Source organism: Escherichia sp. S10b, from assembly GCF_028421345.1.
Lineage (GTDB): Bacteria > Pseudomonadota > Gammaproteobacteria > Enterobacterales > Enterobacteriaceae > ECMA0423.
The window spans coordinates 112,002-128,011 of the sequence record NZ_JAHZSO010000165.1; the positions used below are offsets into that span (position 1 = coordinate 112,002).

Below are 16,010 nucleotides of genomic sequence, written 5' to 3' on the forward strand. Positions count from 1 at the left end.
ATGGCTGCGCGCCGTGCCGGTTCCTTCTTCCTTGCCGTCACTCTTTGAAGACGGATTCTGGAGTTTACGATGACTACTATTGTTGACAGCAATCTGCCGGTTGCCCGCCCGTCATGGGATCATTCTCGTCTGGAATCACGCATTGTGCATCTCGGTTGCGGGGCGTTTCACCGCGCGCACCAGGCGCTGTATACCCATCATCTGCTGGAAAGCACCGACAGCGACTGGGGCATCTGCGAAGTTAACCTGATGCCAGGCAACGACCGCGTGCTGATCGAAAACCTGAAAAAACAGCAACTGCTGTACACCGTAGCGGAAAAAGGCGCAGAGAGCACCGAGCTGAAAATTATCGGTTCGATGAAAGAAGCGCTGCATCCGGAAATCGATGGCTGCGAAGGTATTCTCAACGCGATGGCGCGTCCGCAAACGGCGATTGTCTCTCTAACGGTCACGGAAAAAGGCTACTGCGCTGATGCGGCAAGCGGTCAACTGGATCTCAATAACCCACTGATCAAGCACGATCTGGAAAACCCGACTGCGCCGAAGTCCGCGATTGGTTACATCGTCGAAGCCTTGCGTCTGCGTCGTGAAAAAGGGTTGAAAGCGTTTACGGTGATGTCCTGCGATAACGTGCGTGAAAACGGTCATGTGGCGAAGGTCGCGGTACTGGGACTGGCTCAGGCACGCGATCCGCAGCTGGCGGCATGGATTGAAGAGAACGTCACCTTCCCATGCACCATGGTTGACCGCATCGTTCCGGCGGCGACGCCAGAAACCTTACAGGAAATTGCTGACCAGCTGGGTGTTTACGACCCGTGCGCCATTGCCTGCGAACCGTTCCGTCAGTGGGTGATTGAAGATAACTTCGTTAATGGTCGCCCGGACTGGGATAAAGTGGGCGCACAGTTCGTTGCAGACGTTGTGCCGTTCGAAATGATGAAGCTGCGTATGCTGAACGGCAGCCACTCTTTCCTGGCGTACCTCGGTTACCTCGGCGGCTATGAAACTATTGCCGACACCATGACTAACCCGGATTATCGCAAAGCGGCCTTTGCCCTGATGATGCAGGAACAAGCGCCAACGCTGTCGATGCCGGAAGGTACGGACCTGAACGCCTATGCGACGCTGCTGATCGAGCGTTTCAGCAACCCATCTCTGCGTCACCGTACCTGGCAGATTGCAATGGACGGCAGCCAGAAGTTACCGCAGCGTCTGCTGGATCCGGTGCGTCTGCACCTGCAAAACGGCGGTAGCTGGCGTCACCTGGCGCTGGGCGTGGCTGGCTGGATGCGTTACACCCAGGGCGTGGATGAGCAGGGTAATGCCATTGACGTGGTCGACCCGATGCTGGCCGAGTTCCAGAAGATTAACGCGCAGTATCAGGGCGCAGACCGCGTGAAAGCGCTGCTGGGCCTGAGCGGTATTTTTGCCGATGATCTGCCGCAGAATGCCGACTTTGTTGGCGCAGTGACGGCGGCATATCAGCAGCTGTGCGAACGCGGTGCGCGCGAGTGTGTGGCTGCGCTGTAACTAACTGATTACCCTACAGACTTACTGGTCAATCAAACTGATATTTGGTTGACCAGTTTTCGTTTTTTTGCCCACCTGTACGTGCCAACTTCCAGTGCTAATGGTATAGTTTGAGATTAACGGGGGCCGTAAAATTGCCCGTTGTAGGCCGGATAAGGCGTTCACGCCGCATCCGGCAAAAATTTGATTAACCGCACCTAACGGACACAACACCATGAAATCTGCCACCTCTGCGCAAAGACCTTACCAGGAAGTCGGGGCGATGATCCGCGATCTGATCATAAAGACGCCGTACAACCCTGGCGAACGGCTGCCGCCGGAGCGTGAAATTGCAGAAATGCTTGATGTCACGCGGACGGTGGTACGTGAAGCGCTGATCATGCTGGAGATCAAAGGGCTGGTGGAAGTACGCCGGGGTGCCGGTATCTATGTTCTTGATAACTCAGGCAGCCAGAACACAGACAGTCCGGATGCCAACGTCTGCAACGATGCCGGTCCTTTTGAGCTGTTACAGGCGCGGCAGTTATTGGAGAGCAACATCGCCGAGTTTGCCGCTTTGCAGGCTACCCGCGAAGATATCGTCAAAATGCGTCAGGCATTGCAACTGGAAGAGCGTGAACTGGCTTCCAGTGCGCCAGGCAGCAGCGAAAGCGGTGACATGCAGTTCCATCTCGCTATTGCCGAAGCAACGCATAACAGCATGCTGGTGGAGCTGTTCCGTCAGTCCTGGCAGTGGCGGGAAAACAATCCAATGTGGATCCAGTTGCACAGCCATCTGGATGACAGCCTGTATCGCAAAGAGTGGTTGGGCGATCACAAACAGATCCTCGCCGCGTTAATCAAAAAAGATGCCCGAGCGGCGAAGCTGGCAATGTGGCAGCATCTGGAAAACGTTAAGCAACGTCTGCTGGAATTCTCGAACGTTGACGATATTTATTTTGATGGCTATCTGTTTGATTCATGGCCGCTGGATAAAGTCGACGCCTGACTTATTATAATAAGCGCAAGGGTAAACGTTCCTTGCGCTTTCTTAAATTAAGAAGTCGCAATGAGTATTACTTTGTAAATTGCAGGGTATTGTTTAAATATCTGTATAACCTGAATATTAGTACTCATTCTTCTCAGTGGCTATTTACCAATATAATTCCATTCACCATTTTTTAATTCAAACAGTTCTGGAAGAGATGACGGTTGCAGAGTCATGCGTTTGAGTGGCGCATCTTCATCACCGGGGATAACGTTATATCCCATTTTTGCATGGATCTCCGCGGTACCGGGATAGGCTTCTATACCAATTATTGGGTCATTTCCCATTCCAATATTAGCATTAAGTAATGCGGCAAGGGCGAATCCGGAAGAATTTGCTACCCCTGAGACAGTTATTATCTGATCAATATAGATATCAATTCTTGGCTGCTCATTGGTCCATCTTTTTGCCTGAGAAACTGGAAGGGTTGAAATATATCCTATCGTGGTTCCGGCGTAACCTGGAACATTGCAACCAGGGCCTAATGTTATTTCATGAACTGTATAGTCCTCAACAGGATCGAAAGGGCTCTTCATAAATAAATTTAGCCGTAAACCTTCTGCTAATTCTGTAGCAGCATGCGCCTTTTTACATATACCACCATATATTTCGTCTAAAGCTGAGGTGATTTTCAAGTTTCGATAGAGCATACGTCCTGTTGTTGTAATACCATCGGATTCTCTGCATGCTTCTGTCACATAATTAAATGGCCAGGACTCTTTACTAATATCAAGTTTTCTAATTTCGACAACGCTTTTTCCATCGTAATTATGGTTATTGCCACGAGCAAGAGGCAGAAGATAGATATTTTCCGTATCCAGGCGAGCTCGTTCATATTTACGTGTTAACTCATTGTCGACTTTTGGGTGATGAAGGAAGTGATTATCTGTAATAATTTGACTCTGAAGGGCATTGCTTAATGGCATAGACATAATAGTTACCTTTTAGGAGTATTTCACTGATGTTTAGAAAAATAGATAAATTTTTCTGTAGTAAAAAGAGAAGTAAACAAATGACATGCATGTTTCTGTTGTAGTGATATCAACTCTACACGGTGATATTAAAGGGTAGGAAACACTCTAAAGTATCAAAAAACGCTCATTTAAAATTATTTGCATGCAATTTAAAAGCATATATTATTACTAATTGGAATTTGATGTTGCTATATTGATGTCTATATTAATAATGCCTGTGAATGGTATTTTTGATGTATTTGATATGTTATCAATTTATATTATTTACAAACTAATTGTTTTAAATAATACATGGCTGATTATGCGGAAATAAATAATTTCCCACCGGAATTAAGTAGCGGTGGTGACAAGTATTTTCATCTACGTAACTATTCGGAATATTCAGAATATACTAGCGGTTTTTTTTTGAGTTTGATGATTTTTATCAAATCATGACTTTTTTCCTGAAAAGTCAGTAGATATTCATAGGCAAGTAAGGTTTTATACTTTGCTGACAGGATTCAGGCCTGTCTCAGACTGACATGGATGTAATGAACAAAAGGGAATGGCTATGGAAAATGAGCATCAATACAGTGGTGCCCGGTGTTCAGGGCAAGCCGCATATGTTGCTAAACGTCAGGAGTGCGCAAAATGATGCGCCAATCACTTCAGGCTGTTTTACCTGAAATTTCAGGCAATAAAACGTCACCGCTGCGTAAATCAGTATGCAGCGATCTCCTCACTCTTTTTAATTCTCCTCATTCGGCATTACCGTCATTACTTGTTTCAGGCATGCCCGAGTGGCAAGTGCATAACCCGAGCGACAAACATCTCCAGAGCTGGTATTGCCGTCAGCTGCGTTCTGCACTGTTATTTCATGAGCCACGGATTGCAGCGTTGCAGGTTAATTTGAAAGAAGCGTACTGCCACACTCTGGCGATCAGCCTTGAGATAATGCTGTATCACGACGATGAATCGCTAACGTTTGATCTGGTCTGGGATAATGGCGGTTGGCGCAGTGCGACGCTGGAGAATGTCAGCTAAGCACAATCTCCAGCTCGCGCAGTTCACGCCAGAAGCGTTCGGCAACTGGATTCATGCGGGTATTCATCCGGTATGCATAGGCCTGAATCGGGATCACCAGTTCGTCCCGATTCAGTACAACGAGCTGCCCGCTGCGAATTTCTTGTTGGATGGCGTATTCCGGTAGCCAGGCAATCCCACAGCCGTCGAGGGCAACCTGCTTTAAAAGCTCGCTCATCGAAGAGACAAAAAAGGTGCTGAAACTTAACTCACTGTGGCGCGTCAGGGTGCGATTAATCAATCGCCCCATGTAGGAGTTGCGGCTGTAATTCAGTAACGGAAAGTGTGGCTGCGCGAGGTTAAAAAGTGCTTCTCTGTGTTCGTCACTGGCGCAAACGGGGAACAATTGAGATTCAAATAAGCGAATGTGGTCAAACGGCGCTTCCAGCAAATCTTCGTCGTGAAAGGAAAAAATACAGTCACTTTGCCCTTCACGCAGTTTATCGACCGCTTCATCGACATCAATAGCTTCAATTGCCCAGGTAAAGAGCGGCGGCATCTGGCTGATAATGGACGGTAACAGCCCGAGGGAAAGAGAGTGTGCAGCGGCTATTTTAATTTTGCGTTGCGCGTAATCGCTGCCACCACGGAGTTCTGCAAGGTTGCTCTCTAACTGTTGCAACAGATGGCGGATCTGCGAATGGAATATTTTACCTTGTTCCGAGAGTTGCAGCGGCGTCACCTGGCGGTTAAACAATTCAACACCAATCGCCTGTTCCAGCGCACGGATGCGGCGGCTGAATGCCGGTTGCGAGACGTTGCGACTGACTGCCGCCTGGGAAAAATTGCGGCATTTTTCCAGGGTCAGAAAATCATAAAGCCATTTAGTTTCAATATTATGCAAAACCGCACCACAGTCATCCATTACGTTTTACTCTGTCAGCCGCCCTTGCGGGCATTCTACGTCCATTCGGGCGGCTGACAACCGTTTATGCCGTTTCAAACGTTCCTTTCACGCAGGCTTTGCCGTCTTTGACCATCAGCTTGCCGCGAGCGTATACCTGCTCAATGCGTAATTCTGGCGTCATGACCAGTAAGTCTGCGTCATTGCCTGGCAGAATTTCGCCTTTCCCGCTCAGGTTAAGGAAACCGGCTACGCTACTGGTGAGCGGGCGCAGGGCATCGCTGATACTGAAATCATAATCTTTGACCAGCACCTGCACGGTTTCCAGCAACGTTTCAAAACCGGCAACACCGATATGGGTTAAATTCCCTTCGTCATCGAAGAACGGCTGGCTACCGTTGCCGTCGGAGCTGAGGGTGACGCGTGCCAGCGGAATACCCGCCTGAACGGCGCGGGCAATACCTTCGGCAGGGGCGACTGGTTCGTCAATGCTGCTGGTGATATCGATGGTGCCGCCTTTGCGCGCGAACTCCAGCGCCTGCTCAAACAACGGAACGTTGCGGTTAACGTGGGTCGGCAGCAACTTGCTAATCGGCACATCGCAGTTTTCCAGCAGGTCATAGACAGGCTGTAACGCCTTTTTGCTGTCGCCCATGTGGAACACGGTGACGCCAGGTTTACCGCCGAGCAAACCGCCAACGCGGGATTCCGCCGCCATATTAGCCAGGTGATAAACGTCCGGTGCGGCAGAACGGTGATCAGAGATGGCGCATTTCACGCCAATCACGCGATCGATAATCGCCACGTCTTTTTCCACGGAACCCGTAATAGTGCGGGAAGGGACATGATAAGCGCCGGTCAGCATCCAGGCGCTGATGCCTTCTTCATTGAGCGCACGGGTCTTGGCGAGCAGGGATTCCGGGTGGCGAGAGATAGAGTCGGTGCCCAGCAGACCAACCACTGACGTGACGCCTGCTTCCGTCAGACGACTTAACGCCACTTCCGGCGTGCGCGTCGTGGGACCTGCTTCGCCGCCACCGCCAATCAAATGGACGTGTTGATCAATAAAACCTGGGCAGAGGATCTGCCCGCTGAGATCGACAACCGTGCAGTCCGGTACAATGTCAGGAGGGATATTACTGGCAACGGCGATAATTTTGCCGTTAGCGACGAGGACATCGCAAATTCCCCGATCTTCCGGCGCATACAAATGCGCTCCCTGCAGCAGGGTAAAACCGGCTGCGGTATAATCAATCATGGTAACTCCTTGTTAAACAATAAGCTGCATAACCCAGATCGACAGCAATGCGTTAATCACGCAGACCGTAATGATATGCGGGTAATATTTGGCATTCACTTCGGCTGTCCCCAGGCAGCGACCGACATTTTGCACCGGGTTGCCCATTAAATACATCGCGGGCAGTAAAACGGTGACATCGTGACCGGTTAATGCGCCGGCGGTCGCCAGACTGGCGGCAACACCGACTGCGCCGCCCATACTCATTAATGCGGCTAAAAGGACGGTTGCCGCTTCACCGGGTAATCCCCACAGCGCCATTACGGGTTCACAGATATGCCCCACCCAGTCGAGCAGGCCGGTAATTTTCAGCGCCTGAATGATGACAAACGCCATCACCACGTTTGGCAGTAGGTTGGTCGTGGCGATAGTAAAGCCACGGCGCGCGCCATCGATAAACATATCCATGACGTTTTTGCGGACCTGAGTTGTCATGCTTGCGCTCCTTGCGTTGGGTTGCGACGTTCTTCGAAGTTAAGCCAGACGCGCAAAATGTTGGCTCCGACAAATTTAAACACCAGGATGACGGCTAAAGGTACGATTACGGACGTGCCCAGAAAGGCAAACACCGCGACGCCGGAAGAGAAGTAGTTGGTGATGATGGCGCTACCGCTGGTTTGATATGCGGCGAAAATCACTTTATCGCGTTCGGTAATTTCCCCTTCCTGCGCCAGCTCTTTGGTCATACCGGCGGCGGCATCAGTGTTTTGCAGGTTAGCGATCAGCGCCAGCGAGCAGATCCCTGGAATGCCCAACAACGGTTTTAGCACAGGCGTCATTAACTGCTGCGCGGCGCGTAATCCACCAAGACCATCGGTAATTGAAATAATCCCCAGAGAGAGAATGACTGACGGTGCCAGCTCCAGCGCAAAGAGAAAGCCATCTTTAGCCCCCGCGCCACCCGCCCCGCGAAATGAGGTGGTGGCTCCGTTCGCACCAGGCAGTTGCCCAAACGATCCGTTCAGAACGGAAAAATCAAAAACGCGCCACCAGCTGTCTGTTCCGGAAAAAACACCGGAAAAAAAGATTATGGTGAGAAAAAAAGCCAGATACCCTTTAATGCCCACTTTTTCTGTCGCCAGCTCCCCGGCTACAGCATCCCCTTGTTGTGTCATAACAATCCCCATTGTTTTTTTGTGTTTGTGTGTTGCTTGAGCCAGGAAAATTCCTGGAGCGGAAAAACCTTATCAGCCATGTGGGTATGGGGAAAATGCAAGTATGTTTCTGGCTATGCGTTTTTTGCATAGCGGAAAAATTATGCTGTGTGGAAAAGGCTCTGCGCAGGATTGAGTTGCAGAAAATTCATAAACCCAGTGACAATGACATCAGTAAATAAAAACAGAAAATCCAGGGACGAAAACGCGATGGCAAAGTACAACGAAAAAGAGCTGGCGGATACGAGCAAGTTTTTAAGTTTTGTCCTCCGACACAAACCGGAGGCGATAGGTATCGTACTGGACCGTGAAGGATGGGCGGATATCGATAAGCTCATACTTTGTGCCCAAAAAGCGGGCAAGCGGTTAACCCGTGCATTGCTGGATACCGTGGTCGCTACCAGTGATAAAAAACGTTTTAGTTATTCCAGTGATGGTAGGTGCATCCGCGCGGTTCAGGGGCATTCGACTTCGCAGGTCGCCATTTCCTTTGCCGAAAAAACACCGCCACAGTTTCTCTACCACGGTACGGCAAGCCGTTTCCTTGACGAGATAAAAAAACAGGGGCTGATTGCAGGGGAGCGTCATTACGTACATCTCTCTGCTGATGAAGCAACGGCACGCAAAGTGGGAGCAAGACACGGATCGCCGGTTATCTTAACCGTCAAAGCACAGGAAATGGCGAAACGAGGCATCCCTTTCTGGCAAGCGGAAAACGGGGTCTGGCTGACATCAACGGTTGCTGTTGAGTTTCTTGAGTGGTAAGGGAAACACTCCTCATGAAGTGACCACTTGCAGCTTAAATAATTGTACTGTGCTGATAAGCGCAGCAATAAACAACGCCGCCGCGCCGCAGAGAGTGGCGCCGGCAAGCGCCGATGTTCCATTGCCGAGCATACTGGTCAGCGCCGGGCCGAGGATTTGTCCAATGCCGTAAATGAGCGTCACAAAGCCTAAAAGATTGAGATTTCCCGGAACGCTCAGTTGGCGGGCGATAGTCATCACCAGAGATGTCGTGCCCATAAAGGTACCGCCAAAACCGATACTACTAATGATAAGCAAGAGAGGAGAGTCGCTGGCGAGAGTAAGCAGCACACTGATAGCCTGCACCAGCAAATTCGCCGTCAGGCAAGGCAAAGCCCCCCAACGTTTTGCTGCCCATAGCCAGCCAAAGCAGCCTGGCACAATTGATAAGCCGACTAACGTCCAGAGATGGGCGGTTAACAATGGTGAGCCTGCATCTTTCGCCATGAGCGGCAGGAAAGTCGCGACGATGATATAACCAAATCCCGCCAGGCCGTACAGAATAGCCAGTAACCACCAGTTCATTATCTGTTGCTCCGTTTTTGCCAATGGCATTGGTGCGATGGCGTGTTTTTTCGAGGGCATTAAAAGCGTAAGTGCAATCAGCATCATGCCAGAAAGCGCCCCGGCGCCTTGCCATAACGTTTGCGAGGAGAAGGCAAAATGCAGGCCTGCCAGAACATATTCGTTGCCCAGTGCAATGCCAATGCCAACGCCAGAAAACAAAGCTGCCAGCACAAAAGGATGGCGCGTGTGCTGCATAATCAGCGTCGAACCAAAAATCAGCATACCGGCGCTGGCGACACCCGCCAGGAAGCGAATCAATAACACCAGAATAAATGGCGGCAACCATGCCATTGCGAGGATCAACAACCCGCTCGCCAGGGCAGAAACCAACAGAAATGGGCGTAGGCGCGACGGCTGGTGAAATGCGCCAAACGAAAATAGCAGACTGCCAGCCAGATACCCCGCATAGTTGCCGCTGGCAATCCACGAGAGCTGGCTAAATGAAAACGCCCCTTCCGCCATCATGACGGGCAACATAGGCGTATAAAGGAAGCGACCTAATCCCATACCTAGGGTCAGAACCAGCATCCCGAAAAGCGCGGTGCTGAAAGAAAAGCGTTCTACGGGATGCGAGGACGAAGGCATGTTTAACCTTGTATGTCATTTTTGTTGTTAACAAGTTAATAACAAAAAGGTGAAATATGCCAGCCTGTTAATGCGATGATTTAGGGGTAAAGCGATAAAAACGATTTGGTTCGCTAACGATATAAATATTACCAGAGGCATCCATCGCAATCCCTTCGGCCTGTTTGATGTTATGCGACAAACCTCGACTACCTTTGGTTAGTGATATTTCACCGATAACCTCGCCAACCAGGGTTACTTCCTGGAGTGCGCGAGATTCATGAGACAGCACCAGAAGCGTATTTTTTTGCTGGTTAAATTCTGCGCCGGACACATCATCTAAAGTAAATTGCCGTTGTAGTGCCTCGTCTTTGCTGATGTGTAATTCATTGCTACTTAACAGCCCGTTAACTTTGTAGACCTCAATCGGATTTTTCTCTTTAAAAAACCAGAAAGTGTGATCCTGGCGAGAATAAGCCAACCCTTCAAAACCGCAATTGGTTGGGGAGTCTTGCAGCGGGATTTTTATTTTTTTGAGGATTTTTACTTCCGAGTTTGGGGTCAGTGAAATCACATAAATGGCGTAATCGCGCTCATCGCTAATGACAAACTGATTATCGCCAATGTATTCGATCGTCTCGAGATCCTTAACAAAATCCAGAGGAATTGTGCGGATAAAATCACCATTGGTGGTCATTTCAACAATGGCGGCAGGTTTGTTGATAGTGCTAAAAAGAGTATTGCTTTGTGCCGACCAGGTCAGCGAAGAGATATTATTCGTTATGCCTGCAATTTCTTTGCCGTCAATGGTGGCGTGGTAATTCTGAAATGATGCTGCATGATTGCTTTTACGGGCGCAAGATTGCACGAAGAAAGTACACACTGCCACAATGGCAAAAAGAATCACAATAACGGAGATGCGTTTACTTAACGAAATACTTTTTGTCACGGTAATCCCTTTAAGGCAAATCAATAAGATATCGAGAAGTATACGTAGCGACCTTAATGAATCCTTAACGCGGAGAAACCCGGTAATGTGCAATGCAGCGCCAGACACCATCCTGCTGACAATAAATTGACTCAGTCAGCCCAGGGATCACCCATTGTATTTCCTCGCCGGGGGGACAGGTCAGCCAAATGCATAACCCGCAGCCGCCGCGTAAATCACGGGGAATATCGCTGACGCGAAAAGTCATGCCCGCTGCCTGCAACGCTTTGCGGGTTTGTATGACGCCGACTGTGGAGTGAAATAAAAATAAAAACTCTTTCATCGGCGTGTCCTCACTCGTTGACCAATTACCGCCGCGCCAATTGCGCCAGCAAATTGCGCATCAGGATGGGTATTTACCGGCATTCCCAGATGAGATTCCAGCATCCGGGCAAACGTCTGGCAATGACTAACGCCACCAGTAAACAGAATCGGCGCTTCACAGGAGAGACGAGCAATGAAATTGGCACTCCTCCGCGCCATCGCGTTAATCACTCCGGCGAGAATCGCTTCTGGCGCGACGCCCGCTGAGCGCAGGCTGATCACTTCTGATTCGGCAAACACTGTGCACATACTCGTGATGGCATGCGGCGTGACATTTTCGGTAATGCTGTCGAGTTGCTCGACGCTGGTGCCAAGCGTGCGCGAGATCACCTCCAGGAAACGCCCGGTGCCCGCCGCGCATTTGTCATTCATCAGGAAATCGCACAGGTTACCGTCATCATCAAGCTGAATCACTTTGCTGTCCTGACCACCGATGTCGATTACCGCGCGCGTTGCTGGCGCAAGAAACCGTGCGCCCAGCCCGTGACAGGAGATTTCCGTCACTTGTTTATCGGCAAAATCCACCAGTTGCCGTCCATAGCCGGTGAGCGTCAGAAACGGCGTTGTCTCTAACCCTTCGCGCAGAGTTTCCCAGGCTTCAGTAATTGCTGTTGCCGGACGAAAGGGTGTTGGAACGAGGAAACGGCGCGTAATCACGCCGTCTGCCAGTAAGATCCCTTTGGTGGCGGTAGAACCAGAATCAATGCCAATCGAATATGTCACTGCCACTCCTTACAGCATCTCAATAAAGGCCGCGACACGGGTACTGAGCTGCCCGACATCTGAGGTGGAGTAGTCTGTTTCAATAGCGATATAAGGAATGTTGTGCTGCTGACGCACATGACGTTTAATCGCCAGCGATTCCACCGCGTAGGTATGGCACGCCTGCAAAATCACATCAACTACGCCATCGACCTGATATTCTTCCACCATCTGGCTGAGCATTTGCAGGCGCTGATCGTTCGGCGAAACACAGGAGCAGCCAATCGCCAGATATTTATCCGCCAGCGCGTCGTAGACATCGCCCGTTTCTGCCACGCATTGCTCGGTCGCTTTCGCCCCGGTGCAGTTTTCATAACCGACAACCCAGCCGCCATTCTCTTCAATCGCGCGCACCACTTTTTCTGCTGCGCCGCCAATCGGGCAGCCGGTGATTAAAATGCGTGGACGCGGGTCCAGTCGCTGGCCTTCTTCCCACTGCTGACGAACGCGGGCGGTCATTGCATCCAGTTCATTGATCAACGCCTCTTTATCGAACCGGAAGGTTGCGCCGTAGACCACTTTCAGAATGTCGCTGCCGCTAAGCGCCGGAGGATTTAACTGCCCAAGATGATAAAAATTGGCCAGTGCGCGACGTTCGCGGTTTTTCAGCGCAATGGCATCGCGCAAAGCATCTTCGCTAATCTCGTGCCCAAAACGTTCTTCTACCGTTTTTTGCAAGCGCAGCATCTCGGCTTTCCATAACGCACGCGAGGCATCGTCCTTAACGCTGTTCGGCAACTGCATCACATGAACGGGCTTAAACTCCGCCATGTATTCATACATTTTCTTTTTGCCGTCGCAGGTGGTTTCACCGACCACCAGATCCGAAAAGTAGAAGTAGGGGCATTTATCGGTTTTGCCGAAGCCGTAGCTGCTTTTAATCAGCGGGCAGAGGTTGCGCGGCAGATCTTTCTCCGCTTCTTCAATGGTTTCATCAGAGGTAGAACAGAGCGAAACCACAACCGCACCGGCTGCCATCGGGATCTCTTGCGGCATAAAGGTGCAGTAAGTGCCAACCAGCGGAATGCCGCGCTCCTTGAGATCCATGACGGTGAGAAAGCCTTTCTGGCGAGCTTCAGAGAACTGATCGAAAATGGCGGGTAGATCGGTGATAAGTGACATGATTTTCCTTCCCCGTACCACGGGAGATAATGAAAAGAGGCCACATTATTACCATTCTTTTAGTGTGGTTTATTTGATCTCTCTCGCGGTTAGCCACTTAGTTTTTCATGGATTTCTAAAAATTGCTGAGGGGGAACAAGGCCGGGAGCTGCGACAACAAATATAAAATTAGCCCAATACAACCGCCAACCAGCGTACCGTTGACACGGATAAACTGCAGATCTTTGCCGATATTTAACTCGATTTGCCGCGACATATCCCGAGCATCCCAGCTTTTTACTGTATCGCTGATGTGGCGCGTCAGGAATGCGGAAAACTCAGGCGCGACGCGGTGCGCGGCTTGTTCCAGGTGACCATTTAACGACGCCCGCAAGGCATCATCGGCAATTAACGTTTCGCCAAACCATTGACCCGCCCGCGCGATACGTTCTTTCACACGAGAATCTTCACTGTTGATATCCGCTTTCAGCCACTCCCGTAAATCCCCCCACAATTCACTGAGATAGCGGTTAAAAGCTTCATCTTCTTTCAGATAACTTTTTACGGCATCGGCTCGCGCTGCCATTTCCGGATCGTTTTTCAACTTGTCGATCAGGGCAAAAGTGGCGCGATCAAACGCATGACGGATCTGATGCGCACGATCACGGCTGATATCATCAAGCAAAGAATTCACCGCGTCAGAAACCAACTCCGCGCTATGTTCGCCCAACCATTCGGTGGGGAGAATTTTGGCTTTCAGTGGATGCTCACTCTCCAGCCAGCGAACAATTTGCTGGGCAATAAACTTGCGCGATTTATCGCGCTGGAGAAGGGCGATCAACTGTGCGATCAGCGTATCGAGCAGCACCTGATGACGATCGTTTTTGGTCATACTCTCCAGCATCAACGCACTGGTTCCGGAAAGATCGACCTTATCAATCGCCCGATGGACCGCGCGCTTAAGCAGGCGCTGAATACGCGCATCATCGGTCAGTTCAAGAAAACCGCTCATGATCTGCAACAGATGCTGACCAACGCGGCGGGCGTTCTCCGGCTGACTAAACCAGTTGCCAATCAACAACGCCGGTTCGTGACGTCGAATCAATGCCACCAGCGACTGGGTATCGAGAAATTTTTCCTGCACGAACTGACCGAGATTTTCGCCAATCCGGTCTTTATTACGCGGGATAATCGCCGTATGACGAGAAATGATCGGAATCGGCACGCGGCGAAACAGCGCCACCACCGCAAACCAGTCCGCCAGCGCGCCGACCATCGCCGCTTCAGCAATCGCCTTCACGCCGCTCACCCAAAAATTGGGCGGCAAAAACAGCGTAACGACAAAGGTAGCAGCGGCGATAAGCAGTAAAGAGAGCGCCAACATTTTGGCGCGTCTGAGTTCAATGAGTTTATTCATAACGTTAAGAATAGAGCCTGACGGCAGGATCGCGCAAAAATCACCGCTCCTCCGCCAGCTCGGCAGCCTGATGTTGGCGCACGCGATTGAGCAATCCTGCCAGGGTGAAAACGACGATAACGCCCGCCACGACGGCTAACAGATGAAACGGCAAGCGACCGCCGTTAAACCACAGCCAGCGGCCGATTTCGACCGAGACAGACATCACCATCAGGATCACCATATTCAGCGATGCGGAGACGGTCCCTTTCGGTAAGTTATTGGAAAACAGCGTAAAGCGGAATAAGGTCGGGAAAATCAAACCAATCCCGAAAGCATACAGACTGGTGCCCAGCACCGACCACAGCCAGACGTGCGGTGACAGCAGATTGCCGATAATCAACAGTGCGAGGCCAACCAGTTGAAGGGGTACGGCACGCCAGATAAAGCGCGGTTCGGTCGGATCTTTAACGAAACGCGCCACGATGGCATTCGCGACAATCACCGCGCCGAACACCGGAACCTGTGTCCAGGCGAACTGCGAGGTCGTTAAGCCGCCTGCGTCGATCAGGATCACCGGCGAGACAGCCACCCAACTCATCATTGGGATATAGCTTAAAGAGATGGTTGCTGCGCCAAAGAGGAACAGCCGATTGCAAAAGACATTACGAAAATCGCGCAAGACGCTTTTGGCGCTAAATGGAACCGCGCCGCGCTTCACCGTCTCTGGCATCGCCAGCAGTAAGCCAACAAATGAGATAAAACCCATAACCGCAATGATGGCAAAAAGGACTTTCCAGTGCACAAAGTGCATCAGAGCTGCGCCGGAAAGCGGGCCAATAATCGGCGCAATCAGTACGATGGAGGTGATAATCGCCATCAACTTGATCCCTTTTGTCTGTCCGAACGCCTCCTGCACCGTGACATAACCAACGGTGGCAATAAAACAGATACTTGTGCCCTGAATTGCACGCGCGATAAGAAATTGTGTCATTGACGTGGTGAACATTGTCGCGGCGCAGGCAAGGGTAAAAATTAACGCCCCGGTAATCAGCACCGGCCTGCGGCCAATTCTGTCGGAAAGCGGCCCCAGCAGCCACTGTAACGCCATACCGCCAGCAAGATAGAGACTGACGGCAGCAGGGGCCAGACTGACATCGGCATTAAAATCACGGACCACATTAATGATCCCTGGCTGGATCAGGTCCGTCGACAGATACGCAGCAAAGTCATACAAAATCAACGCCATCGGGAAAAACAGCGTGGCGGCATGGCGGGCAAAAAAACGTGGCATAACAAACAACTCCTTGTCCGGAGAACCCCAATGGGGAAAACGAAATTCAATACCGTCGGTAATGACTAAAGGCAGGCGAGAAGGACAAATGTACTGAATTTCATGTAATCAACCACACTGCCTGTGAACACACAGACAGAGAAATACCTTCTGACTCCAGGTCAGAATGTATAACGATTACAAATAGTCATCAGCACATTACCCCTCTTGAATTGATGGGTTGCATAGAAAATATACACCTTAAGTGTAATTAAAATTTGCGGTTAATCAAAAGAGTGCGGTGGAAAGGGGAATATCTGCCGGGTACAGGAAATGTAAAACG

At 50.5% G+C, this 16,010-nt stretch carries 19 protein-coding genes; 7 read left to right on the forward strand and 12 right to left on the reverse strand.

Features of this window, described 5'->3' with window-relative positions:
- Positions 1-69: 69 nt before the first annotated feature.
- Complete coding sequence (locus FTE26_RS14650) at positions 70-1,530, forward strand: fructuronate reductase (RefSeq protein ID WP_000208194.1); 1,461 nt, start codon at positions 70-72, stop codon at positions 1,528-1,530.
- Positions 1,531-1,744: 214 nt separating this feature from the next.
- Positions 1,745-2,518 carry a Uxu operon transcriptional regulator gene (gene uxuR, locus FTE26_RS14655; RefSeq protein ID WP_000833679.1) on the forward strand — a complete coding sequence of 258 codons (774 nt, stop codon included), beginning with the start codon at positions 1,745-1,747 and terminating at the stop codon, positions 2,516-2,518.
- Positions 2,519-2,658: 140 nt separating this feature from the next.
- Here the strand turns inward: uxuR and FTE26_RS14660 are convergent, their stop codons facing one another.
- Positions 2,659-3,489: a DUF2686 family protein gene (locus tag FTE26_RS14660; RefSeq protein WP_000062558.1), complete on the reverse strand. Its 831-nt coding sequence runs from the start codon at positions 3,487-3,489 to the stop codon at positions 2,659-2,661.
- A gap of 286 nt (positions 3,490-3,775) precedes the next feature.
- Between FTE26_RS14660 and FTE26_RS20325 the strand changes: the two genes are divergently transcribed.
- The 4 genes from FTE26_RS20325 (at position 3,776) to iraD (ending at position 4,554) form a co-directional block, all read left to right on the forward strand.
- Positions 3,776-3,844, forward strand: coding sequence for a hypothetical protein (locus tag FTE26_RS20325; protein WP_418886026.1), 69 nt, complete (start codon positions 3,776-3,778; stop codon positions 3,842-3,844).
- Complete coding sequence (gene ytiD, locus FTE26_RS14665) at positions 3,823-3,966, forward strand: protein YtiD (RefSeq protein ID WP_001329085.1); 144 nt, start codon at positions 3,823-3,825, stop codon at positions 3,964-3,966. The genes FTE26_RS20325 and ytiD overlap by 22 nt, the downstream gene beginning before the upstream one ends.
- 115 nt (positions 3,967-4,081) lie before the next feature.
- A complete protein-coding gene (gene idlP, locus FTE26_RS14670) occupies positions 4,082-4,165 on the forward strand; it encodes an iraD leader peptide IdlP (RefSeq protein WP_120795393.1) in 84 nt (27 codons plus the stop codon).
- Complete coding sequence (gene iraD, locus FTE26_RS14675; protein ID WP_000986215.1) at positions 4,162-4,554, forward strand: anti-adapter protein IraD; 393 nt, start codon at positions 4,162-4,164, stop codon at positions 4,552-4,554. Before idlP ends, iraD begins: the two co-directional genes overlap by 4 nt.
- Here the strand turns inward: iraD and hypT are convergent.
- From hypT to FTE26_RS14695, 4 genes are all read right to left on the reverse strand, one after another.
- Complete coding sequence (gene hypT / locus FTE26_RS14680) at positions 4,547-5,458, reverse strand: hypochlorite stress DNA-binding transcriptional regulator HypT (protein WP_000340764.1); 912 nt, start codon at positions 5,456-5,458, stop codon at positions 4,547-4,549. The genes iraD and hypT overlap by 8 nt on opposite strands.
- 64 nt (positions 5,459-5,522) lie before the next feature.
- The gene (gene iadA, locus FTE26_RS14685) at positions 5,523-6,695 is read right to left on the reverse strand and encodes a beta-aspartyl-peptidase (RefSeq protein WP_000568406.1); all 1,173 of its coding nucleotides are present in this window, start codon (positions 6,693-6,695) and stop codon (positions 5,523-5,525) included.
- Between the two features lie 12 nt (positions 6,696-6,707).
- Positions 6,708-7,169, reverse strand: a complete 462-nt coding sequence (locus FTE26_RS14690; protein WP_000211971.1) for a YjiG family protein — start codon at positions 7,167-7,169, stop codon at positions 6,708-6,710.
- Entirely contained in the window at positions 7,166-7,849 is a 684-nt protein-coding gene (locus FTE26_RS14695) for a nucleoside recognition domain-containing protein (protein WP_001295597.1), read from the reverse strand. The genes FTE26_RS14690 and FTE26_RS14695 overlap by 4 nt, the downstream gene beginning before the upstream one ends.
- Positions 7,850-8,098: 249 nt before the next feature.
- Here FTE26_RS14695 and kptA point away from each other — a divergent pair, with 249 nt between their 5' ends.
- A complete protein-coding gene (gene kptA, locus FTE26_RS14700) occupies positions 8,099-8,653 on the forward strand; it encodes an RNA 2'-phosphotransferase (RefSeq protein WP_001151854.1) in 555 nt (184 codons plus the stop codon).
- Positions 8,654-8,665: 12 nt separating this feature from the next.
- Here the strand turns inward: kptA and FTE26_RS14705 are convergent, their stop codons facing one another.
- The 7 genes from FTE26_RS14705 to mdtM all read right to left on the reverse strand — a co-directional run bounded on the left by FTE26_RS14705 (position 8,666) and on the right by mdtM (position 15,688).
- Positions 8,666-9,844, reverse strand: coding sequence for an MFS transporter (locus FTE26_RS14705; protein ID WP_001141192.1), 1,179 nt, complete (start codon positions 9,842-9,844; stop codon positions 8,666-8,668).
- Positions 9,845-9,911: 67 nt separating this feature from the next.
- On the reverse strand, positions 9,912-10,772 hold the full coding sequence (locus tag FTE26_RS14710) for an SdiA-regulated domain-containing protein (RefSeq protein ID WP_001298932.1): 861 nt from the start codon (positions 10,770-10,772) through the stop codon (positions 9,912-9,914).
- Positions 10,773-10,836: 64 nt separating this feature from the next.
- A complete protein-coding gene (locus FTE26_RS14715; protein ID WP_000657676.1) occupies positions 10,837-11,094 on the reverse strand; it encodes a DUF3343 domain-containing protein in 258 nt (85 codons plus the stop codon).
- A complete protein-coding gene (gene yjiL / locus FTE26_RS14720) occupies positions 11,091-11,858 on the reverse strand; it encodes a putative 2-hydroxyacyl-CoA dehydratase activator YjiL (protein ID WP_000222495.1) in 768 nt (255 codons plus the stop codon). The genes FTE26_RS14715 and yjiL overlap by 4 nt, the downstream gene beginning before the upstream one ends.
- A 9-nt stretch (positions 11,859-11,867) precedes the next feature.
- Complete coding sequence (locus tag FTE26_RS14725; protein ID WP_001307557.1) at positions 11,868-13,019, reverse strand: double-cubane-cluster-containing anaerobic reductase; 1,152 nt, start codon at positions 13,017-13,019, stop codon at positions 11,868-11,870.
- A gap of 115 nt (positions 13,020-13,134) precedes the next feature.
- The gene (locus FTE26_RS14730) at positions 13,135-14,415 is read right to left on the reverse strand and encodes a DUF445 domain-containing protein (protein ID WP_001037377.1); all 1,281 of its coding nucleotides are present in this window, start codon (positions 14,413-14,415) and stop codon (positions 13,135-13,137) included.
- A gap of 40 nt (positions 14,416-14,455) precedes the next feature.
- Entirely contained in the window at positions 14,456-15,688 is a 1,233-nt protein-coding gene (mdtM, locus tag FTE26_RS14735) for a multidrug efflux MFS transporter MdtM (protein ID WP_001137019.1), read from the reverse strand.
- Positions 15,689-16,010 lie beyond the last annotated feature (322 nt).